At 64.1% G+C, this 24,549-nt stretch carries 13 protein-coding genes; 9 read left to right on the top strand and 4 right to left on the bottom strand.

Features of this window, described 5'->3' with window-relative positions; translation table 11 throughout:
* The first annotated feature begins 6 nt into the window (after positions 1-6).
* Together ACO06P_RS21745 and ACO06P_RS21740 are read left to right on the top strand one after the other, a co-directional pair.
* Entirely contained in the window at positions 7-1,095 is a 1,089-nt protein-coding gene (locus ACO06P_RS21745) for a peptidoglycan-binding protein (protein WP_420347326.1), read from the top strand.
* 239 nt (positions 1,096-1,334) lie between these two features.
* Entirely contained in the window at positions 1,335-3,239 is a 1,905-nt protein-coding gene (locus ACO06P_RS21740) for a PAS domain-containing sensor histidine kinase (RefSeq protein WP_420347325.1), read from the top strand.
* Between the two features lie 16 nt (positions 3,240-3,255).
* Here the strand turns inward: ACO06P_RS21740 and ACO06P_RS21735 are convergent, their stop codons facing one another.
* The 3 genes from ACO06P_RS21735 to ACO06P_RS21725 form a co-directional block, all read right to left on the bottom strand.
* Complete coding sequence (locus ACO06P_RS21735; RefSeq protein ID WP_420347324.1) at positions 3,256-4,485, bottom strand: hypothetical protein; 1,230 nt, start codon at positions 4,483-4,485, stop codon at positions 3,256-3,258.
* Positions 4,486-4,597: 112 nt separating this feature from the next.
* Positions 4,598-5,152 (bottom strand): DUF1353 domain-containing protein, encoded by a 555-nt coding sequence (locus ACO06P_RS21730; protein WP_420347323.1) that lies wholly within the window; start codon positions 5,150-5,152, stop codon positions 4,598-4,600.
* 353 nt (positions 5,153-5,505) lie between these two features.
* On the bottom strand, positions 5,506-6,696 hold the full coding sequence (locus tag ACO06P_RS21725; protein WP_420347322.1) for a tyrosine-type recombinase/integrase: 1,191 nt from the start codon (positions 6,694-6,696) through the stop codon (positions 5,506-5,508).
* 578 nt (positions 6,697-7,274) lie between these two features.
* Here ACO06P_RS21725 and ACO06P_RS21720 point away from each other — a divergent pair.
* From ACO06P_RS21720 to ACO06P_RS21705, 4 genes are all read left to right on the top strand, one after another.
* Positions 7,275-10,163, top strand: coding sequence for a toxin TcdB middle/N-terminal domain-containing protein (locus ACO06P_RS21720; protein WP_420347321.1), 2,889 nt, complete (start codon positions 7,275-7,277; stop codon positions 10,161-10,163).
* Positions 10,160-13,030, top strand: a complete 2,871-nt coding sequence (locus ACO06P_RS21715) for a toxin TcdB middle/N-terminal domain-containing protein (RefSeq protein ID WP_420347320.1) — start codon at positions 10,160-10,162, stop codon at positions 13,028-13,030. The genes ACO06P_RS21720 and ACO06P_RS21715 overlap by 4 nt, the downstream gene beginning before the upstream one ends.
* Positions 13,027-15,951: a toxin TcdB middle/N-terminal domain-containing protein gene (locus tag ACO06P_RS21710; RefSeq protein WP_420347319.1), complete on the top strand. Its 2,925-nt coding sequence runs from the start codon at positions 13,027-13,029 to the stop codon at positions 15,949-15,951. The genes ACO06P_RS21715 and ACO06P_RS21710 overlap by 4 nt, the downstream gene beginning before the upstream one ends.
* A gap of 83 nt (positions 15,952-16,034) precedes the next feature.
* A complete protein-coding gene (locus tag ACO06P_RS21705) occupies positions 16,035-19,565 on the top strand; it encodes an RHS repeat-associated core domain-containing protein (RefSeq protein ID WP_420347318.1) in 3,531 nt (1,176 codons plus the stop codon).
* 790 nt (positions 19,566-20,355) lie between these two features.
* Here the strand turns inward: ACO06P_RS21705 and ACO06P_RS21700 are convergent.
* Complete coding sequence (locus ACO06P_RS21700) at positions 20,356-20,784, bottom strand: helix-turn-helix domain-containing protein (RefSeq protein ID WP_421938153.1); 429 nt, start codon at positions 20,782-20,784, stop codon at positions 20,356-20,358.
* A 234-nt stretch (positions 20,785-21,018) separates the two neighbouring features.
* On the opposite strand from ACO06P_RS21700, the gene ACO06P_RS21695 reads away from it, so the two are divergent.
* From ACO06P_RS21695 to gspE, 3 genes are all read left to right on the top strand, one after another.
* A complete protein-coding gene (locus ACO06P_RS21695) occupies positions 21,019-21,522 on the top strand; it encodes a hypothetical protein (RefSeq protein ID WP_420347316.1) in 504 nt (167 codons plus the stop codon).
* Positions 21,523-21,791: 269 nt separating this feature from the next.
* On the top strand, positions 21,792-22,598 hold the full coding sequence (locus ACO06P_RS21690) for a prepilin peptidase (protein WP_420347315.1): 807 nt from the start codon (positions 21,792-21,794) through the stop codon (positions 22,596-22,598).
* A 287-nt stretch (positions 22,599-22,885) separates the two neighbouring features.
* Complete coding sequence (gene gspE / locus ACO06P_RS21685; RefSeq protein ID WP_420347314.1) at positions 22,886-24,538, top strand: type II secretion system ATPase GspE; 1,653 nt, start codon at positions 22,886-22,888, stop codon at positions 24,536-24,538.
* Positions 24,539-24,549: the final 11 nt, after the last annotated feature.

Raw genomic sequence — 24,549 nt, 5'->3', positions numbered from 1 at the left:
GCGGTCATGCTGCGTCTCATCTGCAGATTCGGGGGTCTGGCCCTTCGCTTCGGCGCTGTCGGGCTCTGGGCCGCCCTCACGGCTGTGCTGGCGGCTCCTCTGACGGTTGGCCTGGTTCCACCGGCGCAGGCCCAGACAGGCCTGTCCGATGCTGAGTTGCTGGAGCTGGAAAGCCTGCTGCGGGACCTCGGATTTGGCCCCGGATCGGTGGACGGAGTCGTCGACGAAGGCACCCTGGCCGCCATCGCCCGCTATCAGGACTTCGCCTCGCTGCCGGGCGACCCCGAACCGAGCCCCGCGCTGCTTGGAGAGCTGAGAGGCGTTGCCGCCGCCTTCGCCGCGCTGCGCAACGACGACGCCCCCGCGGAACGGAGGGAGGAGACGCCTGCATCCGGTCAGGCGGCTGTTGCGCCCGAACCGGCAGCGCCCGACACCTCTAAGCCCGAAGCAACACCCGGGTCCGACTCACCGGGTTCGCCGCCGCCGGGCGCCGACCCATCGTACACCGACCCATCGCAGACCGGCCCATCGCAGGCTGACCCATCGCAGGCTGACCCCATACCTCGGGCTGAAGACGGCACGGCGACAGCCAAGGTTGTCGTACCGCCACCGCCGGCACCGCCGAAGCTGAAGCCGCTAGACGCCACCCCGCCGGCGCAGCCGCCCGCGGAGCCGCCGGTCGTCGCAGCACGGTCGCCGGACGACGAAGCGTCCGCCGCCGGCGCGACCGGCCCCGCTCCGCCGGGCGATGCCGACAGCGCCGACGGTGACGCCGCCCCGGGAGACGACGCGGCCGCGCGGGAGGCGCGGATAGAAATTGCCCTGCGCCCGCATCGCCGGGGCCTGGCGGACGGCAGTCTCAGCCGCGACGACCTCGCCCGGCAGTTCAACCAGGATGGCCGCGCGCTGCTCGCGCAGGCCGCCTATGAGGCGGCGATCGCTCACTTCGATGTGGCGATCTTTCTGAACCCGCGCTTTGCCGGCGCCTACTCCAACCGCGGCACCGCCTATGAGCTGATGGGCGAGCGCGAACTGGCGCTGGAGGACTTCGCAACGGCACGACAGCTCGGCTTCGGCGGCTTGCGCCTGCAGTGACCGTCCTTCCGTCGCCGGCCGGCGCTTTGCGCGCGAAGGTCGCATATCCAACGATCTTCAATCACAAAGTGTCAGATCCTTTGCGGTTCTTTAACCAAGCGTGAAGGCTGGAGCCCTAGAATCAGCGGCTTCGCATTCTACCTCAGGGCACCTCTCGAATGCAGCCGCGCTTGCCGGTCATGGCGCAAACCTTTCGACTACTGCGATCCCGCCTGTGCCGCCGGATCGCTCTGGTCGTCATGTTCAGCATCTTCGCGGTGGAAGCCGCGATCGTGGTGCCGTCCTATCTCGGGCTCCGCTCCAAACTCTTCAGCGCGCTCGAAAACGACATCTTGAAGGTGGTCGAGCTGTCCCTGGCGCTCCATGAGATCGGCAAAGCGGACGGCCTGTTGGACGCGAGCTGGCGCAGCCTGCAAGGCTCCGGCGTCACCGGGCTCGCGCTCTTCGACGCGGCCGGCAGGCGGCTGGCCAGCCGGGGGGAGCCGGTGCTTCTGGTCCCTGAAACTTCCGGCATCGACACCCGGGCCGGAACGCCGGCGAGCGGCGCTTCGCCCGGCCGCGGCGCTGAGGGGCCGGAGAGCGGCGCCGAAACGATCCATCGCCGCCACGACGGCGACACCGGCATCTACTCGCTGCTGTGGCCCGCTGCCGCCACTGGGCTGCCCTTCACCGTCTCCGCCAAAGCGAGCACCGCTGCGATCACCCGGGAACTGCGATCCTTCGCGCTGAGAATAGGCGGCCTGGTACTCATCATTGCCTGTGTCGTGACGGCCACCACCGTCGCCATCCTGGGCCGCGAGGTCTTGAGCCCGGTCCTCGCGATCCACCGCAACCTCACCGCCGCCCACGCCGACCCCGGCCGAGCCGAGAGTTATCGTCTGAACCTGCGGATCGGGCACGAGATCGAGGAAACGGTGCACGCCCTGAACGCGCTGCTGGACCGCCTGGCAGAACTGCGCCGCAGGGATCTTCACGATCAGGAGCAGCGCTTCGAGGACTTTGCCAGATCCAGTTCGGACTGGTTCTGGGAAATGGACCGGCAGCTACGCTTCTCCTTCTTTTCGGATCGCTTCGCCGAGATAACCGGCGTCGACGAGCGCGAGTTGCTCGGCAAGACCCGCGAGGAAACCGGCATTCCAGGGGTCGACCCCGCTGTCTGGGAGCAGCACCTGCGGGACCTCAGGGCGCACCGGCCTTTTCGCAACTTCACGCATCCGCGCGAAAAGGCAGACGGCCAGGTGGTCTGGCTGGCGATCAGCGGCACGCCGGCCTTCGATGCCGCAGGCCGTTTCACCGGCTATCGCGGCACCGGCCGCGACATTACGGCTGACGTGGAACTGAAAGAGCAACTCCTGAGCGCCAAGGAACTGGCGGAGGCGGCCAACCGCACCAAGTCGGAGTTCCTGGCCAACATGAGCCACGAGCTGCGTACGCCGCTGAATGCGGTCATCGGCTTTTCCGAACTGATGCTGGCGACAACGCCGGAGGATATCCATCACAGCCGGCCGCGCGAGTACCTGACCGATATCAACGAGGCCGCCCAGCACCTGCTCTCCCTCATCAACGACATCCTCGATCTCTCCAAGATCGAAGCGGGCGTCAAGGACATGAATGAGGAACTGATAGACGTGGAGGCCATGGCCCAATCCGTCCTGCGGGTCGTTCGTCAGCGCGCCGAGAAAGCCGGAGTCTCGCTGACCTATGACGCGGACAGCGTGCTGCCGGCACTCCATGCCGACGAGCGGAAGCTGAAGCAGGCGCTCCTCAATCTGCTGAGCAATGCGGTAAAGTTCACGACCGCGCGCGGCAAGGTCGTGCTCAAGATCCGCTGCGAGGCGAAAACCGGGTACGTCTTTCAGGTCGCCGATACCGGCATCGGCATGGCGGCGGGCGACATCCCGAAGGCGCTCCGGCAGTTCGGCCAGATCGACAGCGACCTCAATCGCCGCTACGAGGGCACCGGTCTCGGCCTGCCCCTGACCAAGGCCCTCATCGAGCTGCACGGCGGCTCGCTGACGATGGAAAGCGCGCTCGGCGAGGGCACCGTCGTCACCCTGCGCCTGCCGCCGCAGCGCACCGCCGACACGGAGGGCGGGCCCCGCGCGACGCACCCCACGAACACGGCAGGGGCCGCGGCCGAGTGAGGCGAGGCCGCTCCGCTCAGGCCGAGTCCGCCAGTTCGTCGTAGAGGAAGTATATGAACCGCACGTGGGGATCTTCGCCCAGCTGATACGCGAGATAGCGCACCGCGCTGCGGTCGGTGCCGGTCGCCGCGGCAATGGCGGCCAGCAAGTCGTTCCTGGCCTTTGTCAGCTCATCGACCGCAGCCTGGTCTCCGGCCGCCCCGGCGATGCGTTCGTCCATTTCCCGTACCCGGCGGCGCACCTGGGCCATCTCGATGGCCCCGCGGATGCCCAGGGGCTTCAGATTGGCGACCTGGTCCTTGCCGAGGTAGAGGCGCAGCAAGGCCTGGTCGGTCCAGTCGATGACGATCTTCAGAGGGTAGGCGGTGGAGAAATGGACCTCCAATGGATTTGCGTAGGCAAGCTGCTGGATGTTCTTGATGTTCTCTTCGTGCAGGCGCTCGATCTCGTCGAAGTCGATGCCGTCGAGTTCGGTGAGTTCGGCAACGCCGAACTGGACTGCCTCGGTCTGGTCCGAGCGGTTCATGCGCGTCTGCGCCTGCACGCGGATCCAGCGCACGATCTCGGAGTAGGGCAGGAAACCGACAGCAAAGGCGATGAACAGCACGAACTCGTCGGCAAACATGAAGGTGGCGAAGGTGGCAACGCCGATTGCGATCACCGGCTGGTAGCTCAGCCGCAGCAGGAACTGCGGTGACTGATCGGCAGTGGAAATGCGCGCGATCACCGAATAGAGGGCGAAGGCCCAGGCGCCGAAGAGAGCGGCGATGGCGGCATTGGGCATGCGCTCCAGAGTTGTCTGCAGGCCGCCCAGATCCGTCACCGGCTTGACGTTGTTGAAGGCCAGGAAGAAGCCGAAGGCGTAAACGGCAGCCAGAAACGCGAAGCTCCCGCGAAAACGCTCCAGCTGATAGGTCCGCTCGAGTTCGCCCTCCTGCTCTTCCAGGTTTTTCAGGTTGGCCCGCCAGATGGCGACGTGTTCCCCGTCGCGCAGCGCTGCGCCTTTCTCTTCCTGCTTGGCGAGCTTGGCGTTCAGCGAGGCCTTGAACTTGCCGATCTGCCTTTTGACGTCACTGAGGCGCGTCGCCAGCGTGCCCTGCAGGTTCATGACCACAAGGGAGACCAGAGAAAGAGGAAACAGCAGCGCCAGCACCGACCAGACGATGCTCTCGCCAAGCGCGGTCTGCGCCCAGAAGGCGGGGACCACAAAGATCGCAACCATAACCAGGATCACGATGACGAACACGACCGCCCCTCCCCCTTATTCCTTCCGCCGGCCTGCCCGCGCTTCGCCGCCCCCGGCCTCAGTCGTCGCGCCAGACTCACTCTTCACGCCAGACTCAATCGTCACGCCAGACTCAATCGTCACGCCGGTGTCCGCTGGCCAGCAGCGGCAGCCAGTCGTCCATGCGATCCTTCAAGGTGTAGGATTTGCGGCGGAAGACGTCCCAGCCGATGTCCGAATGCACGACGCCGTAGATCATCCGCCGCCTCGACACATGGGAGGTGCGCATGCCTTCGAGAAACATGCGGTCGGCGAAGTCCCAGTCGCTGCGCGACGCCTGAGAGCGGTAGTCGGTCCAGGCCATGTAGAGGTAGTCGTGGAGGATGCTGGCCTCCAGATGCGGGCCGATCGGCCCGACCAGCGACCACAGCACCTTGGGCACCGAAGCGAGGTCGGTCATCAGGCCGCGCGGCGCCTTCAGCCTCAGCCGATAGGAGCCGCCGTCCTTCCTGTGCACCGTCATGTCGGCGCGGAAGTCGGCGGCAAGCTGCCAGAGCGATTCCGGCGGGCGCCGGACGTGCACCTTGGCGTGGCGGACAAGCTTCAGTTCGTCGCGATAGCTGAAGTGTGTGATGCGGCGTACCGCGCCGCCCGGAAAGGGATCCGGCCCCGGCGACCAGCCTGGCATAGCGCTCTCTCCCCAGTCCCGCGCTTCAGGCGAGGGATCAGCGTAGAACCGATCAACAGCCCGGGCAATGACGCGAAAGGAGAGGGTCCGGACCGAAGGCAGGCGGAGGACAGCGGGCGTTCCGGACCGCCTGATGCAAAACAAGGCCCGGCGCGCCAGCGCCAAGACCTTGTTTTCACGATGCTTTGAATTGGTAGCGGGGGAGGGACTTGAACCCCCGACACGCGGATTATGATGAAGCGCCTCAAGCTATTAGAATCAATAGCTTATGTTTTACTTGTCGCACTTATGTCGCACAAAACCCTTGTGTTCGAGCCTTAGTGCATAAGCCACTGAAACCTCGGGTCAGCTTCTCAACCCATGAGTGCCTCTTCGCCACGGCTGAACTCTTCGGCTTCGTCGACTTTCGCTGGCAACAGGTGACCATAGGTGTCAGCCGTCATCTGCAGAGAGCTGTGACCAAGCAGCACCTGTGCTCGCTTCAAGGAAACTCCGAGGCCTCCCCTCGCCTTTTCGTTTATCAACCAAGAAGCAAAGAAGTGGCGCAAGGCGTGAATGCCGTACTTCGGCTTGAGGACAGGTCCGCCGTCCTTGTCCTTCTTGCCAGTGTCGATCGTAGCACCTCCAGCGACCCAAGCGGGACCAAAGACTCGTGCGTAGAGGTTGCCATGGTTCTCCACGTTGCCGGCTCCATTTGGAAAGACGAGATCGAGCTTGCCTTTCGGGCAGGCGAGGTCCCATTCCTTCAAAGTGTTCAGCAGCATTGCTGTCATGGGAATGGATCGCCGCCCAGCCTCGGACTTCAGCGCGCCGATCTGGTTCCAGCGGTCGGCGCGCTGGCGGACGTGTAGCTGCTTCTTGTCGAAGTCGATGTCGGTCCAACGGAGCCCGCGCAGTTCCGAAGCCCTAAGGCCGGTTCTGGCAGCGGTAAGGAAAGCCGCCCGCTGGTAACCCTCCAACCTCGCCAAGGCATCATTGATCTCCACAGCAGTTGGAATGTCCTGACCAACCTCGAGGCGCGTCTGCTGTCGCTTTGCCTGACCATCGTGGCGACGCTTTCTAGGCCGCTCCCGCACGACGTTGCGCACCACCCTTCCCATTTCCTGAGCATCAGCAAGTAGCGATCCGAGGCTGGAGACGACCTTGCGCACCATGGCCGGCGAGCGCCCATTGTCCCGAAGCCAATTCTCGAAGTCCTTTACCATCGGCGCAGACAAGTCCGAGAGTTTTACACTTCCGAGCCTTGGGATGATGTGCAAATCCAAGTGCTGCTGGTACTGGCGCACAGTAGACATCTCCAAACCGTCTCTTTCTGCTGAGTCAACCCAGCACTTGCCTGCCTCCTGGACGGTGATGCTGGTGCTCGCGGCCGTGTGGACTCCTTGTGCGATCTCATACCCTGCCTGCCCGCACCACCAGGCATCTGCGTCTCTTTTGCGCCGAAAGGTCTTCAACCGACGCTTGCCGTGCTGGTCCTTGTAGTCAACGACCCAAGCGGTCTTTCTTTCTCCGCCCGCCGACCACGTCCGCTTACGAATGGACATTGCAGCCTCCTGCAAACCAGAGGATGATCTGGCATTGTTGCACATAATCCGCTAGTCGAAAAGAGAGCATGCCCAGACGATGGATCGGTAGATAGGATTCGGCTCGAACATCTTTTCCGAGTAATCCACAGGAAAATTCGCTTGAGGCCTTGAAACCTTCGCGCGCTCCGTTGCAGCATGGACTCGCGCTTGGCGTTTGACCGCTCCGGTTGCATAAGGGGCTTGGTGCCGGACCGGGTTTGCGGGCGCACAAAGGATACCTGACCGTTTTTCGAACTGACTTGGCCTGCCGTTGGCGGGAACGCTGGAGGTTGGCCTGACTGGAGAGACCGCATGACGTGGCTTTCGAGAACAGGGAAGTGCGTCCTGATGCCGAGGATGCCCCTCCGGGCGGTACACCGGCGTATCAGGGGCGGCGTCACTGAAACGGCTGCTGTCCCAGCCCCGTTGCGGGGCGGCACTCCCTCCCCGCAACCTGCCTTCCTCCCTTCTTCTCTTCTTGATGGCCGTTCCCTTCGGGACGGCCTTTGCGATTGCACTGCCCTTCCTTCTTTCTGTCTGAACCAAAAGGTTCTGCCATGACGCGCACCCTTACCTGCCCGCCTGTCACCGCTTCTCCAGCTCAGAGGTCCAGGCCGTGGGGACTGGGCCTTGGGATCGCCCTGGCGCTCTTCATTGCGGTGCCGCCGCAGACAACACTGGCGCAGACGACGGTTGCGGGGGTAACGGCGGGGGCGCTGTCGGTGGATGAGACCGGCTCGGCCGGCTACACCGTCCCCATCGCCGTGCCCCCGGGCATCGCCGGCCTGCAGCCCTCCGTCGCCCTCGTTTACAAGAGCCACGGCGGCAACGGCAGCCTGGGCGTCGGCTGGTCCTTGAGCGCCGCCTCCTCCATCCACCGCTGCAGCCAGACCCTGGCCCAGGATGGCGCCATCCACGGCGTCGACTTCTCGGCGCAAGACCGCTTCTGCCTCGACGGCCAGCGCCTGGTGGCGATCAATGGTGTCTATGGGGCCGACGGCACCGAGTACAGGACCGAGATCGACGGCTTCGCGCGCATCACCTCCCACGGCACGGCGGGCACGGGGCCGCTCTCCTTCACCGTGGAAAGCAAATCGGGCCAGACCCTGGATTATGGCAATGCCGCCGATGCGCGCCTCGGCGTGCCGGGCGCCAGCGAGATCCGCCTGTGGTCGCTGAACCGGGTCACCGATCCCTCCGGCAACGCCATGACTTACCACTACATCGAGGATCTTGCGGACAAGAGCTACCGTCTCGACAGGATCGCCTACGCCTACGATGCCGCGGTCACCACCGCCAAGAGCGAAGTGCGCTTCCTCTACGAGGCCCGGCCCGACATCAGAACCAGCTATCTGGCCGGCGCCGCGCTGGCCCTGACCCGGCGCCTCGCCAAGGTCGAGACCTGGACAGACACAGGCACTGGTCTCGCCCTGGTCAAGGACTACCGCCTCACCTACGAGCTCAGCCCTGCCACCGACCGATCCCGCATCACCGCCATCACAGAATGCGATGCAAGCAACAACTGCCTCCAGCCGGTGGGATTGGGGTGGCAGGGGCAGATGCCGGGATACAGCTACAACCTCGTTCGAGACACCTGGGGCATGAGCGATGCCCATTGGGACGCGACCAAGCGGAAGATCCATATCGTTGATTACAACGGAGACGGTCTGAGCGACATCCTCCTGCAAGGGCAGATCCAGACCCATGGCTCGATTCTCCTAACCAACAACAGCGCTGGCTTCGACTACTCTGATGTGAGGAACTCATGGGGGATGACGGACGCCCACTGGGCCGCCGACCGACGAGAGCTACACGTTGTCGATGCCAACGGCGACGGCCTCAGCGATCTCCTCCTGCAGGGGCAGACCTTAAATCAGGGCACCCTATTGCTCACCAATAACGGTGCCGGCTTCGACTATTCTGATGTCTCCTATTCCTGGAGCATGACGGACGTCCATTGGGCCGCTGACCGACGAGAGCTGCACATTCTCGATGCCAATGGCGACGGCCTCAGCGATCTCCTCCTGCAGGGGCAGACCTTAAATCAGGGCACCCTATTGCTCACCAATAACGGTGCCGGCTTCGACTATTCTGATGTCTCCTATTCCTGGAGCATGACGGACGTCCATTGGGCCGCTGACCGACGAGAGCTGCACATTCTCGATGCCAATGGCGACGGCCTCAGCGATCTCCTCCTGCAGGGGCAGACCTTAAATCAGGGCACCCTATTGCTCACCAATAACGGTGCCGGCTTCGACTATTCTGATGTCTCCTATTCCTGGAGCATGACGGACGTCCATTGGGCCGCTGACCGACGAGAGCTGCACATTCTCGATGCCAATGGCGACGGCCTCAGCGACCTCCTTTTGCAAGGTCAGATCCAGACCCACGGCACGATCCTGCTCACCAACAACGGGGCCGGCTTTGACTACTCCGATGTGTCGAACTCCTGGGGTATGACGAACGGCCATTGGGCGGCCGATCTGCGTCAATTGCATGTGGTTGACGTCAACGGCGACGACCTCAGCGATCTCCTTTTGCAAGGTCAGATCCAGACCCACGGCACGATCCTCCTCACGAACACCGGCGCCGGCTTCGATTACTCCGATGTGAGGAACTCCTGGGGCATGACCGATGGCCATTGGGCTGCGGACAGACGCCAGATTCATGTCCTCGAATACCAAGGCGATGGCCTCGACGACTTGTTGCTGCAAGGTCAATCGGGAACGGAAGCATCAGTTCTCCTCACCAACACAGGCCCCGCGCCCGATCTCCTGACCTCGATCACCGACTCTCTCGGCCGTGTCTCCACCCTCACCTACGCGCCGCTGACGGACGATACGGTCTATACAAAGGACAGCGATGCGGTCTTCCCGGTGGTGGACATCCAGGCGCCGCTCTATGTCGTGAAGTCTGTCTCCTCCGACGACGGCCTGGGCGGTCAGAAGGTCACGTCCTACGACTACGCCGGGGCCAAGGTCCACGTTCAGGGCCGCGGCTTCCGCGGCTTCCGCCAGATGACCGCCACCGACCAGCAGACCGGCATCGTCACTTCGACGACCTACGAGCAGGTCTTCCCCTACACCGCCCAGGTCAAGAGCTCCGTCAAGACCCTGGCCGACGGCACCACCGTCAAGACCATCGCCAACACCTGGGACCAGCTCTCCCTGAACGCCGGCGCCACGGTCTACCCCTATGTCGCAACCTCGGTCTCCGAGGACTACGAGATCAACGACGGCATCGGCAACCTGCCCGTCGTCAGCCGCAGTGCCACGGCCGTCTTCGACATCTACGGCAACCCGACCTCGCTCACCACCACCACATCAGGCGGCGGCGAGACCTTCACCGAGACCGTCGCCAACACCTACACAAACGACATCCCCAACTGGTTCCTCGGCCTCCTCACCCGCTCCGAGGTCACCCGCAGCAGGGGAGCGACGCCATGAGGCAACAGCGCTTCGAAACGCCGTGCGCGGCGATCCTTACCGCCCTGGCCCTCGGCCTGCTGCTCACCGCATCTCCTGGCGCCCTAGCCCAGACGACGGTTGCGGGGGTGACGGCGGGGGCGCTGTCGGTGGATGAGACCGGCTCGGCCGGCTACACCGTCCCCATCGCCGTGCCCCCGGGCATCGCCGGCCTGCAGCCCTCCGTCGCCCTCGTTTACAAGAGCCACGGCGGCAACGGCAGCCTGGGCGTCGGCTGGTCCTTGAGCGCCGCCTCCTCCATCCACCGCTGCAGCCAGACCCTGGCCCAGGATGGCGCCATCCACGGCGTCGACTTCTCGGCGCAAGACCGCTTCTGCCTCGACGGCCAGCGCCTGGTGGCGATCAATGGTGTCTATGGGGCCGACGGCACCGAGTACAGGACCGAGATCGACGGCTTCGCGCGCATCACCTCCCACGGCACGGCGGGCACGGGGCCGCTCTCCTTCACGGTGGAAAGCAAGTCGGGCCAGACCCTGGACTATGGCAATACAGCCGATGCGCGCCTCGACGTGCCGGGCGCCAGCGAGATCCGCCTGTGGTCGCTGAACCGGGTCACCGATCCCTCCGGCAACGCCATGACTTACCACTACATCGAGGATCTTGCGGACAAGAGCTACCGTCTCGACAGGATCGCCTACGCCTACGATGCCGCGGTCACCACCGCCAAGAGCGAAGTGCGCTTCCTCTACGAGGCCCGGCCCGACATCAGAACCAGCTATCTGGCCGGCGCCGCGCTGGCCCTGACCCGGCGCCTCGCCAAGGTCGAGACCTGGACAGACACAGGCACTGGTCTCGCCCTGGTCAAGGACTACCGCCTCACCTACGAGCTCAGCCCTGCCACCGACCGATCCCGCATCACCGCCATCACAGAATGCGATGCAAGCAACAACTGCCTCCAGCCGGTGGGATTGGGATGGCAGGGGCAGACGCCGGGATACTCAAATGACAATGTGACGACATCTTGGGGTATGACGATTGCCGAGTGGTCAGGCAGTCGGAAGAACGCGTTCGTTCTCGACTACAACGGCGACGGCCTTAGCGACATCCTTCTCCAAGGTAAGACTAACGGGAACAACTCAGTTCTGCTCACTGCAAATGGTACAGGATTTGACTATTCTGTCGTCACCAATTCTTGGGGGATGAACCTCAACCATTGGGCCGCAAACCAGCGCAGTCTCTTTGTGCTTGATCACAATGGCGACGGCCTTAGCGACATCCTTCTCCAAGGCAAAGCCAGCAACGAGGGTTCCTACCTTCTGACCTCCAATGGCAGCGGGTTCGACGCGGTCGTAAATGTCACGAATACATGGGGAATGAGCGCTAATCATTGGGCCGGTGACCAACGCAGTCTCCTTGTCCTCGATTACAACGGCGATGGCCTCAGCGACGTCCTTCTTCATGGCAAAGCCAGCAATGAGGGGTCTTACCTTCTCACATCCAATGGCAGTGGGTTCGATACAGTCGCAAATGTCAGCAACTTGTGGGGTACGAACCCAAACCATTGGGCGGATGATCAACGAAATCTGTTTGTCGTCGACTACAATGGCGATGGCCTCAGCGACATCCTCTTTCAAGGTTCATCCGATACCCAGGGGTCATACCTGCTAACTTCGAACGGCAGTGGATTTCAAACCGTCGAGAATGTCACGAACACTTGGGGCATGACCATTGCCGAATGGTCTGGCAGCCGAAAGAACGCGTTCATCCTCGACTACAATGGCGATGGCCTCAGTGACATTCTACTTCAGGGAAAGTCCGATACGAATGCATCTCGCCTGCTGACCTCAAATGGCAGCGGTTTCAACACCGTTGAGAACATCAACACGGCTTGGGGTATGACCATCGCAGAATGGTCTGGTAGTCGAAAGAGAATTCACATTCTAGACCACAATGGCGATGGCCTCAGTGACATTCTGCTTCAGGGAAAGTCCGATACGAATGCATCTCGCCTGCTGACCTCAAATGGCGGCGGTTTCAACACCGTTGAGAACATCAACACTGCCTGGGGCATGAGTCTGGACCATTGGGCTGCAAACCAGCGCAACCTCTTTGTCCTTGATCGCAACGGCGATGGCCTCGCCGACCTTTTGATGCAGGGTACTGCCGACACAGAAGGATCACGAATCCTCACCCACGACGGCCCCGCCTCCGATCTCCTGACCTCGATCACTGATTCCCTTGGCCGGGTCTCCACGCTCACCTATGCGCCGCTGACGGACGGGACGGTCTACAGCAAAGACAGTGACGCGGTCTTCCCGGTGGTCGACATCCAGGCGCCCTTGTACGTGGTGAAGTCCGTCTCCTCCGACGACGGCCTGGGCGGCCAGAAGGTGACGGCCTACGACTACGCCGGGGCCAAGGTCCATGTCCAGGGACGCGGCTTTCGCGGCTTCCGCCAGATGACCGCCACCGACCAGCAGACCGGCATCGTCACCGCGACGACCTACGAGCAGACCTTCCCCTACACCGCCCAGGTCAAGAGCTCCGTCAAGACCCTCGCCGACGGCACCACCGTCAAGACCATCGCCAACACCTGGGATCAGCTCTCCCTGAACGCCGGTGCCACGGTCTACCCCTATGTCGCAACCTCGGTCTCCGAGGACTACGAGATCAACGACGGCATCGGCAACCTGCCCGTCGTCAGCCGCAGTGCCACGGCCGTCTTCGACATCTACGGCAACCCGACCTCGCTCACCACCACCACATCAGGCGGCGGCCAGACCTTCACCGAGACCGTCGCCAACACCTACACAAATGACACCACCAACTGGTTCCTCGGCCTCCTCACCCGCTCCGAGGTCACCCGCAGCAGGGGAGCGACGCCATGAGGCAACAGCGCTTCGAAACGCCGTACGCGGCAATCCTTCCCGCCCTGGCGGCGGGCCTGCTACTAGCAGCTGCGGCACAAGTCATGGCCCAGACGACGGTGGCGGGGGTGACGGCGGGGGCGCTGTCGGTGGATGAGACCGGCTCGGCCGGCTACACCACCCCAGTTACCGTGCCGCCGGGCATCGCCGGCCTGCAGCCCTCGATCGCCCTGGTCTACAAGAGCCACGGCGGCAACGGCAGCCTGGGCGTCGGCTGGTCTCTCAGCGCGTCTTCCTCCATCCACCGCTGCAGCCAGACCCTGGCCCAGGATGGCGCCATCCACGGCGTCGACTTCTCCGCCGACGACCGCTTCTGCCTCGACGGCCAGCGCCTGGTGGCGATCAATGGTGTCTATGGGGCCGACGGCACCGAGTACAGGACCGAGATCGACGGCTTCGCGCGCATCACCTCCCACGGCAGTGCAGGCACGGGGCCGCTCTCCTTCACCGTGGAGAGCAAGTCGGGCCAGACCCTGGACTACGGCAACACCACGGACTCCCGCCTGGGCGTGCCGGGCCAAAGCGAGATCCGCCTGTGGTCCCTGAACCGGGTCACCGACAGCTCCGGCAATGCCATGACCTACCATTACATCGAGGATCTGGCGGACAAGAGCTACCGCCTCGACAGGATCGCCTACGCCTACGATGCCGCGGTCACCACGGCCAAGAGCGAGGTGCGCTTCCTCTACGAGGCCCGGCCCGACATCAGAACCAGCTATCTGGGCGGCGCCGCGCTGGCCATGACCCGACGCCTCGCCAAGATCGAGACCTGGACCGACACAGGCACCGGCCCCGCCCTGGTGAAGGACTACCGCCTCACCTACGAGCAGAGCCCCGCCACCAGCCGATCCCGCATCACCGCCATTACCGAATGCGATGCGGGGAACAACTGTCTGGAGCCGGTCGCAATGGGGTGGCAGACGGGAACGGCCGGCTGGCAGACCGATCCCGCGTATGCACCACCGGATTATCTTTATCACAATTCCTTCGACAACAGCCGGGGCGAGGTCATCGACGTCAACGGCGACGGGCTTCTGGATTGGGTACGCGCTTACCGAAGTTCTGCCAGCACTTTTGTTATGCAGACTTGGCTCAACACCGGATCCGGTTGGCAACTCGATGCAGGGTACGCTCCACCGGATGTAATCTACGACTACATTGATACGCCTGGCGGTACACGAGGTGAATTCGTCGACGTCAACGGTGACAATCTGCCCGACTGGGTGCGTGCCTATCGCAAAGCCAGCAACGGCAGTTTCATCATGGAGACCCACCTGAACACAGGCTCCGGCTGGCAGGCTGATGCCGGCTACGCTCCGCCGGACGTGCTCTACGACAACCAGAATGTCCCGAACGGAAAGCGTGGCGAGCTGGTCGATCTGAACGGCGATGGTTTGGTCGACTGGGTGCGTGCCTATCGTAAGGTCGTCAACGGCAACGTCGTAAAGCAAACGTTCATCAACACTGGCGCCGGGTGGCAGTTGGATGTGCCTTACACACTGCCGGACGTCATCTACGACCCCTTGAACACCTCTGGCGGAAAGCGCGGGGAATTCGCTGACGTGAATGGTGACGGGCTGCCCGATTGGGTGCGCGCCTACCGCAAGATCAGCGACGGCAGCTTCATTAAGCAAACCTACCTCAACACCGGCAGCGGTTGGCTTTATAGCCCAGCCTTTGAACCACCGGATGTGTTGTTCGACTACAGCAACGTACCGAACGGAAAGCGTGGCGAGCTGGTCGATCTGAACGGCGATGGTTTGGTCGACTGGGTGCGTGCCTATCGTAAGGTCGTCAATGGCAACGTCATAAAGCAAACGTTTATCAACACTGGCGCCGGGTGGCAGTTGGATGTGCCTTACACACTGCCGGACATCATCTACGATCCGATTGACGTGCCCGGCGGCAAGCGGGGGGAGCTGGCCGACGTGAATGGCGACGGCCTGCCGGACTGGGTGCGGTCCTATCGCAAGAAGAGTAACGGAAACTATATCCTACAGACCTACCTGAACACCGGTTCGGGGTGGCTCTATGACGCGGCCTACACCCCGCCAGGCGTCTTCTATGACGGCCATATCAACGTCAAGCTTGGCGATCTGATTGACATCAACGGCGACGGTGCCCTGGATTGGGTCAAAGCCTACAACTGGTCGTCCGGCGGAAGTCTCAATAAGATCGTCGACCTGAACCAGGGGCCCGCGCCCGATCTCCTGACCTCGATCACCGACTCTCTCGGCCGTGTCTCCACCCTCACCTACGCGCCGCTGACGGACGATACGGTCTATACAAAGGACAGCGATGCGGTCTTCCCGGTGGTGGACATCCAGGCGCCGCTCTATGTCGTGAAGTCTGTCTCCTCCGACGACGGCCTGGGCGGTCAGAAGGTCACGTCCTACGACTACGCCGGGGCCAAGGTCCACGTTCAGGGCCGCGGCTTCCGCGGCTTCCGCCAGATGACCGCCACCGACCAGCAGACCGGCATCGTCACCGCCACGACCTACGAGCAGGTCTTCCCTTACACCGCCCAGGTCAAGAGCTCCGTCAAGACCCTGGCCGACGGCACCACCGTCAAGACCGTCGACAACACCTGGGACCAGCTCTCCCTGAACGCCGGCGCCACGGTCTATCCCTTTGTCGCCACCTCGGTGTCGGAGGACTACGAGATCAACGACGGCCTCGGCAACCTGCCCGTCGTCAGCCGCAGCGCCAGCGCGGTCTTCGACATCTACGGCAACCCGACGTCGCTGACCACCACCACATCAGGCGGCGGCGAGACCTTCACCGAAACCGTCGCCAACACCTACACAAACGACACCGCCAACTGGTTCCTCGGCCTGCTCACCCGCTCCGAGGTCACCCGCAGCAGGGGAGCAACGCCATGACCAGACGCCGCCTCAAGGCCGCAGCCGCGCCTGCCTCTTCACACTCTGTTCTCTCCGCCAGCACCCATCCGGGAGATCCCGTCATGACCTGTGCCGTCCCCGCCGCCACCGCACTGCAGCACGCGCGCAACGAGGGCTTGCGCCTTGGCGCAAAGACAACGCCGCTCGCCCTGGCGGCGGGGCTGCTGCTGGCGGCCGGGCTGGCGCCGCAGGCGGCCTGGGCCCAGGCCAGCGAAACCCGGGTGCAGGCGTTCAGCTACCACCCCACAACCGCCCTGCTCACCCAGCAGGTCAACGAGCCGGACAACGCCGCCATCGCGCTCACCACCGACTACACCTACGACGGCTTCGGCAACCAGCTCTCGGCCACCGTCTCCGGCCCCGACATCGTGAGCCGCGCCACCTCCGCCACCTACACCCCCGACGGGCGCTTCCTGGAGACCGCCACCAACGCCCTGACACACTCCGAGACCCACGCCACCGACGCGCGCTTCGGCACCGTCACCAGCCTCACCGGCCCCAACCTGCTGGCCACCACCTGGGTCTACGACGGCTTCGGGCGCAAGACCACGGAGACCCGCGCCGACGGCACCGAGACGCGCTGGACCTACGAGCTCTGCGCGGCGCAGTGCCCCGCCGGCGGCGTCTACAGGGTGACGGCCCAGGACTTCGATTCCGGCGGCACCGCCAGCTCCGCCAAGGCGATCCAGTACCTCGACACGCTGAACCGCGTCTTCCGTTCGGAGACCGAGGGCTTCGACGGCACCCCGGTCTATGTCGACACCGAGTTCACCGCCCGCGGCGAGGTCCACCGCGTCTCCAAGCCCTACTTCCAGGGCACCCCAGCCCAGGACATCCTCTGGACCACCTATGCCTACGACGTGCTGGGCCGCGTCACCTCCGTCACCCTGCCCGACGGCGGGGTGGAGTCCACCGCCTACGACGGCCTCACCACCACGCTCACCAACGCCCTCACCCAGACCTCGGTCAGGGTGGAGAACGCCCTGGGCGCGCTTGTCTCGGCGACCGACAACCTCTCCAACGTCACCACCTATGCCTACGACCCCTTCGGCAACCTGACCGAGACCGACGCCGCCGGGGTGGTCACCACCATGACCTATGACGTCCGCGGCCTGAAGCTCACCATGGACGACCCGGACATGGGCGACTGGTCCTACGACTACAACGCGCTGGGCGAACTCGTCAGCCAGACCGACGCCAAGGGCCAGGTCACCACCATGGCCTACGACGTCCTCGGGCGCATGACCGCGCGCACCGACGCCTTCGGCACCGTGGATGCCGTCACCACCACCTGGACCTACGACACGGCCACGAAGGGCATCGGCAAGATCCATACCGTCTCCGCCCCCCACGACAGCTATGCGGAGGCCATGACCTACGACAGCCTGGGCCGGCCCAGCACCGCCAGCGTCACCATCGACGGCACCGCCTACGACACCACCACCCTCTACGACACCGCCGGCCGCGCCGACACCCTGGTCTACCCGACGGGCTTTACCGTGCGCTCCTCCTTCACGCCGCGCGGCCACCTCTCCCAGGTCACCGACGATCTGGGCAGCACCGTCTACTGGCAGGCCGACACCGTGAACGCCGAGGGCCAGGTCACCGCCGAGACCCTGGGCAACGGCGTCACCACCACCCGGGTCTACGACCCCGCCACCAGCCGCATCGATTCCATCCTCACCACCAAGGCCGCCGTCACCATCCAGGACCTGGGCTTCGACTTCGACACCCTGGGCAACCTCACCGAGCGCCGCGACCTGCGCCAGGACCGCGCCGAGGCCTTCACCTACGACGGCCTCAACCGCCTGAAGTCCACCACGCTGACCGACACCGCCACCCTGCAGACCCTGGGCACCCCGGTCACCTATACCTACGACGCGCTGGGCAACATCACCAACAAGTCCGATGTCGGCGCCTACACCTACGGGACCGGCGCGCCCGGCCAGCCGGGGCCCCACGCCGTCGTCACCGCAGGCGGCAACACCTACACCTACGACGCCAACGGCTCCATGGAGACGGGCGCCGGCAAGACCACCACCTGGACGCCCTTCAACAAGCCGAAGCTCATCGTCGCCTCGCCCAATGACGAGACCTTCTTCGTCTACGGGCCGTCCCGCGCGCGTTTCAAGCAGAACATCAAGAAGGGCGGCCTCATCACCAACGTGATCTACGTCGGCAGCCACTTCGAGAAAAAGACCCGCGTCGGTGAGGACGACGAGCTGGTCCACTACATCCGCGCCGGCGCCACGGTGGCCATCTACACCGAGTACCGCGACGCCCTCGACACGGTGACTTCGTCCAAGACCCGCTACCTGCACCGCGATCACCTGGGCTCGGTGGAGTCCATCACCGACGAGGCCGGCGCGGCCACGGAGTATCTCTCCTACGACCCCCACGGCAAGCGCCGCCTCACCGACTGGCAGGCCGGCACCCCCGTGGCCGCCGCCGAGACCCCCCGGGGCTTCACCGGCCACGAACACCTCGACGCCGTCGGCCTCATCCATATGAACGGAAGGGTTTACGACCCGACCCTCGGGCGGTTCCTGTCAGCGGACCCCTTCGTGCAGGCGCCCGAGACCACGCAGGGCTTCAACCGCTACGCTTATGTGAGCAACAACCCCCTCAGCTACACCGACCCGAGCGGATTCAGCTACAAGGACATCCGGGACGGCGTCGTCAAGGATTTCCCGACCGGCAACGGGATCAAGGATTTCCCGACCGGCAACGGAACTGGCAGGTCTAACAGAAGCTCTGAAGGTCAAAAGGAAACGGCAATACCCTCTCGCCCGTTCACACGACCGCAAACTGGGATTCTGGGTGCGCTCGCCGACATTGATGATTTTTTGTCAGGCCTTCTTGGAGTTGACCCAGGCTTGCGAGATTGGCATCGAGATTTAAACAGACGGGGCACTGCAGTTTCTTGGTCCACCGTGATGAAAGTTGGCGGACACTTGACTGGAGGAAGATATATCGGCAACAACACAATAGAAATACAAGGTAGCAATCAAGTAGCTGGACTTGGAGAATACTCCGCCCAAGTTGCTGAAACACTAGAGTTGAAAGTGGTTTACGTGGTCAACGGGCTCTTCGCACATGGAGCAAATGTAATCTCCGAAGGTGAGTTTGAGAATGGCGGGGGGGCAGTCGGCGTCGCGGTTTCTTGGCCTCATATCACGTTTCCAAATGGCTATGCTGAGATGCCGGAGTGGGTTGGTGAGTTCGACTTTGGATTTACGTTTTCAGGATTTGGAATAGCCGAAGACTATTCAATTCCAGGCATAGGGACGAACCCACTTGGTAAATGGAGCAATATCGCACGTGGGTTTGGTAAGTTCAGTGTTGACATGGTTATGGGCCACGGGGTTCCGTCAGTGCGTGACCTTAGCGGGAGATCAATTGAACTTGACGCTCACGCACTGGGAGGAGGAATAACAGCAGGCTTTGACTACGATACTAATGCTTGGGAAACAACGGGCATAAGCATTGGACCTGGTGCGACCATTAGCGCAAGCGTCGCAGAAACACGCGTGGGTTCCGCTAGAGATTTGATTGATACCGTGCAAAGAGCAGTCTCTTCAATGTGGCGATGAACCATGTAGAATCCATATCTACGAGGATGAATACTCAGTGTTTGTCGTAAAAATCCTTGTTTTATTAGCACTCGTCGGATCATTTGTATCTGCTATGGTGTCAGTGCTGATGGTCATCTACCTAGCTGGACGGCTGATTTCCTCAAGCAAACGACAAAACTTGCCTATACCAAAAAAAATACTCGTCCAAGTTGTGCCTGTTTCAGTAATAACATCATTTATACATGAAAAAAATGGGAGAAATTTAGCACGAAGATTTGCATTTTGGATAATACTTTTTGCGTTCTCATCTTGCATCTACTTTACATCGAAATACATGATTGATCACTATATTGCTCCAATAAACTAACAAGCAGAATTACGGTGACAGTGCACTCAATTGACGTTGTCAGAACTCGGGTATAGCTTGCTTGTATGGCTCGTTTGGCGCGCGTGGTGATCCCTGGCCTGCCCCACCACGTCACACAGCGTGGCAAGGTCGGGCGCAAACCTTTTTCGGCGACGACGATTACCAACTCTATCTCGATCTGTTGCGCAAACACTGTACGGAAGCAGGCGTCAGCATCTGGGCATGGGTGCTCATGCCAAACCACGTGCATCTGATCTTGACGCCGCTGGGCGCGGACGGAATCCGGCGGGCGCTTTCGAAGGTGCATCGCACCTATGCCGGACACGTTCACGCGCGGCTGCGGAAGACCGGCCTTGCCTTGATCTGTTGCGCAGACACTGCGCGGAGGCCGGGGCAAGCATTTGGGCAGGGGTGCTCATACCGAACCACCTGCATTGGACCTTAACGCCGTAGCCTGACGCCCGGCCCTGCGGACCCATCCGCTTCGATGAAAACGACGCCGGCTCCTTCCAGCGTTTCCCGCAGCGCTTTCAGGTTCGCGGGGCTCGGAACCCGCGCGCCGCGTTCGAAGTCGGCAACTGTTGAGCGACCCAGGCCAGCCGCCTCCGCAGTCTCTTCCTGAGACAGACCGACAATGTTTCGGGCGGCCCGGCACAGCGAGCGAAAGACGGACGGCTCCGTGGTCGGCCCCTGCCGTTCCGGTGGCACGGAGAAGCGCACGCCGGCTCCGCCGCGATTTGCCGGCACCAGAACGATGCCCCAAGCTTCGAGAACGCTGCAGATAGCCTGAAGATTGTTGTAGGTCGGAACCTTTCCGTCCCGTTCGAACCTGGCGACCATCGACTCGGTGATGTGGGCCGCCTTTGCCAAGTCCGCTTGTGAGAGGTTCAGGAGTCCTCTCGCTGCTGCGCATTGTTCAGAAGAAACAGACAAATTAGTCATAATGCCTTATTTGTTTGACAACGAGTCGCTCTGCGATTATCCTGCTCACGCACTGGATGCCTGCTCCATCAGGCACGACCAAAAGACAAGCAAGCGACACGTTGGGGTGTTGGCCGCACCCGCCCCGCGCCTGACCACAACCTGACTGTAAGGAGTCCGGTCATGGCTGAGCATACCCTTAGCACAGGGCCTTCGCACCGCACCATGCCGGCTGAGGACAGGGCTGGGGAATGTGCCCCGCCCGCGGGTTCCCACGAACGGGCTTCCGAGGCCGCCGCCGCGCCCGCCACGCTCCCCCCGGACGCAGCGTCCCGCGCGGCAGCCGTTGCCGCCAACGAGCGCCGCATCGCCGCGCTGGCCGCGCGCTACACCGGGGCGCTCGACGCGCTGGCCGCCTGGGTCTTGGCGGTCGAGGAGCGCGCGGGGCCCGGCGCCTACCTGCGCCCGCAATACATCCGCCGCTACCGCGCCCTGCTGGCCCGCGACGACGCCTGCGCCCGGGCCCTGGCGCGGGCCCGGCCCCTCAGCCTGCGCGGCGTCGTGCTGAAGCTGCGCCCCGCCTTCTTCTGCACCACCCTGCGCGAAGCCGAAGCCGACTACCACAGCCTTCTGCTCCGCGCCGCGCTGCGCGACCTCGAACGCCTCGCCCGCCTGCCCGCGCCCTGAGGCCCCAGCGGCGCCATGGTTCGAGACGCGTCCTGGCGGGCGCTCCTCACCATGAGGGCGGTGTGTGGTCCTCACCCTGAGGAGCCGCGTCAGCGGCGTCTCGAAGGGTGCGGGCCGGTTATGGTTCGAGACGCATCCCGACGGATGCTCCTCACCATGCGGGCGGTGTCGGGCAAACAGACGGCGCCGTGGTTCTTGCGGCGGGACGCCGGGGCGCCTAATGCTGTCGGGGTCTTCCGTCTCACTCGCACGCGCGCCCGGGTTCCGCTTTGGTCGTCTCCCTTCTCCCCCTCCTCCTCGCGCCCTTCGTCGGCTCGTTCCTCGGCACGCTGATCGCGCGGCTGCCGGCGGAGCGGCCGGTGGTCTTTGACCGCTCGCGCTGCGAGGCCTGCGGGCATGTCCTCGGCGTCCGCGATCTGATTCCGGTGTTCTCCTGGCTGGTTCTCAAGGGACGCTGCCGCCATTGCGGCGTGAAGCTCAGCACGTTCTATCCGCTGATCGAACTGGCGGCGCTGGGGGGCGCGGTCTGGGCGGTGCTGACCGTGCCCGCGCCCCTGGTCTGGCCGACGGCGGCGCTGGGCTGGGTGCTGCTGGCGTTGGCCGTCATTGATTACCGCCATTTCATCCTGCCGGACGTGCTGACCCTGCCACTGATTCCGGCCGGGCTGGCCCTGGCCTGGGGACTGGAGCCCGGCATTTTCGGAGATGGATTACTCGGCAGCCCCCTGCTCCACCACGCACTTCTGCATCATGCTTTGGGCGCGGCCGCCGGCTTCCTCGGCTTTGCCGGGCTGGCCTGGGCCTACCGGACCTTGCGCGGGCGCGAGGGGCTGGGGCTGGGGGATGCCAAGCTGCTGGCGGCGGCGGGGGCCTGGCTGTCGTGGACGGGCCTCGGCTCCGTCCTGCTCTGGGCCGCGCCTCTCGCCCTGGTGGTAGCGCTTGCCGCCGGAGTTATACAGGGTACACTATCCGATAAGTTGGCCGGCCGGTCGGCCCTGCCCTTCGGCCCCTTCCTGGCGCTGGGCTTCTGGCTGACCTGGCTCTACGGGCCGATCCGGCTCGGCGGACTGGGATAAATCGCGCCTTTCCAGGATCTTAACGGGAAGGGCCGGGACGTGAGGGGGCCGATCCCATGGGGGATCCCGCGGCGCTGCAAGGGCCCAGCCCAGGATTGGGTGAAGGGTTGCATGAGGAGCCTGCCGTAAAGCCTTCGGTGGAAAGACTTTCCGCCGAGGCTGCGCCGGCGGCGGTCCCCGCTTCAACCTCAGATACCAGACCGAACGGGGCCGCTTCGGAAGCCCCGGTACCGGGGAATGGGGCCGCACCCCAAACCGCGCAACACCGCTCCGCCGGCGATTTGCTGGTGGCGCGGGGACGGCTGGAGCCTGCGGCCCTGGCGCGGGCGGAGCGGGCCCAGGCGGGAACCGGGGAGCGGCTGGACCGGGTGCTGACGCGCCTCGGCCTCGTCGGCGAGCGCGACATGGCCGAGGCCCTGGCCGAACAGCTCGGCCTGCCGCTGGCGGCGCGGGAGGACTATCCCGCCCTGCCCCTCACCGAAGACGCCCTCCCGGCGAAGTTCCTGAAGGACAGCCGGGTGTTGCCCATCGCGCTCGACGAGCGCCGCGTCACCCTCGCCATGGCCGACCCGCTGGACGACTTCGCCGCCGAGGCGGTGGGCCTGCGCCTCGGCCTCGCGGTCGGGCGCTGCGTCGCCGTCGCGGCGGAGCTGGAGGACGCGCTGGAGCGGCTGGCCGGTGCCGGCGCCGGCTCCCTGGAGCAGATCGCCGAGGCCGCGGCCACGGCGGCGGAGGAGTCCACCGAAGCGGACGTCGCGCGCCTGCGCGACCAGGCGAGCGAGGCGCCGGTCATCCGCATCGTCAACCTGCTCATCGCCAAGGCCGTCGAGGCCCGCGCTTCCGACATTCATATCGAGCCCTTCGAGGCTTCTTTACGCGTGCGCACCCGCATCGATGGCGTCCTGCGGGCGGTGGAGGCGCCGCCCGCGCGCCTCAGCGCCGCCGTCATCTCCCGCATCAAGATCATGGCCGGCCTCAACATCGCCGAGCGCCGCCTGCCCCAGGACGGGCGCATCAAGATGGTGGTGCGCGGCAAGGAGGTCGACCTGCGCGTCTCCACCCTGCCGACTCTCCACGGCGAAGGCGTGGTGCTGCGCATCCTCGACCGCGAGGGGGTGGTGCTGGACTTCGACGCCCTGGGCTTCGATGCCGGCACCAAGGACCAACTGCTCGGCCTGCTGGAGCGGCCCAACGGCATCCTGCTGGTCACCGGCCCCACCGGCAGCGGCAAGACCACCACGCTCTACACGGCGCTGAAGCATCTGAACGCGCCGGAAAAGAAGATCCTCACCGTGGAGGACCCGGTGGAGTATCAGCTCCACGGCGTGAAGCAGGTGCAGGTGCGCCCCAAGATCGGCCTCACCTTCGCCCAGGTGTTGCGCGCCATCCTGCGCCAGGACCCGGACATCATCATGATCGGCGAGATCCGCGACCTGGAGACGGCGCAGATCGCCGTGCAGGCGGCCCTCACCGGACACCTCGTTCTCGCCACCGTGCACACCAACACGGCGGCGGCCACCGTCACCCGCCTGCTGGACATGGGGGTGGAGGACTATCTCCTCACCTCCACCCTGGTGGGCATCCTGGCGCAGAGGCTGGTGCGGCGGCTCTGCCCGCACTGCCGGGAGCCCTATGCGGCGCTGCCGGAACTGGCGCAACAGATCGACCCTTCCGCCAGCGACGTCACGCTGTACAAGCCGCGCGGCTGCGCCGCCTGCAACGGCACCGGCTACCACGGCCGCGCCGGCATCCTGGAAGTCCTGCCCATGGCCGACGAGATCCGCCGCCTCGTCCTGCGCCATGCGGAATCGCGGGAGGTCCACAAGGCGGCGCTGGACCTGGGCATGCGCTCCATGCGCCAGGACGGCCTTCTGAAGGCGCGGGCCGGCCTCACCTCCTTCGAGGAGGTGGCGCGGGTCACCTCCGCGGCGGACGGCTAGGGGCGGGCGGC

This window comes from Pelagibius sp. (assembly GCF_965227505.1).
Taxonomy (GTDB): domain Bacteria; phylum Pseudomonadota; class Alphaproteobacteria; order Kiloniellales; family Kiloniellaceae; genus Pelagibius.
The sequence above is the reverse complement of the archived record's forward strand: the minus strand, read 5'-3'. Positions and strand labels throughout refer to the sequence as shown.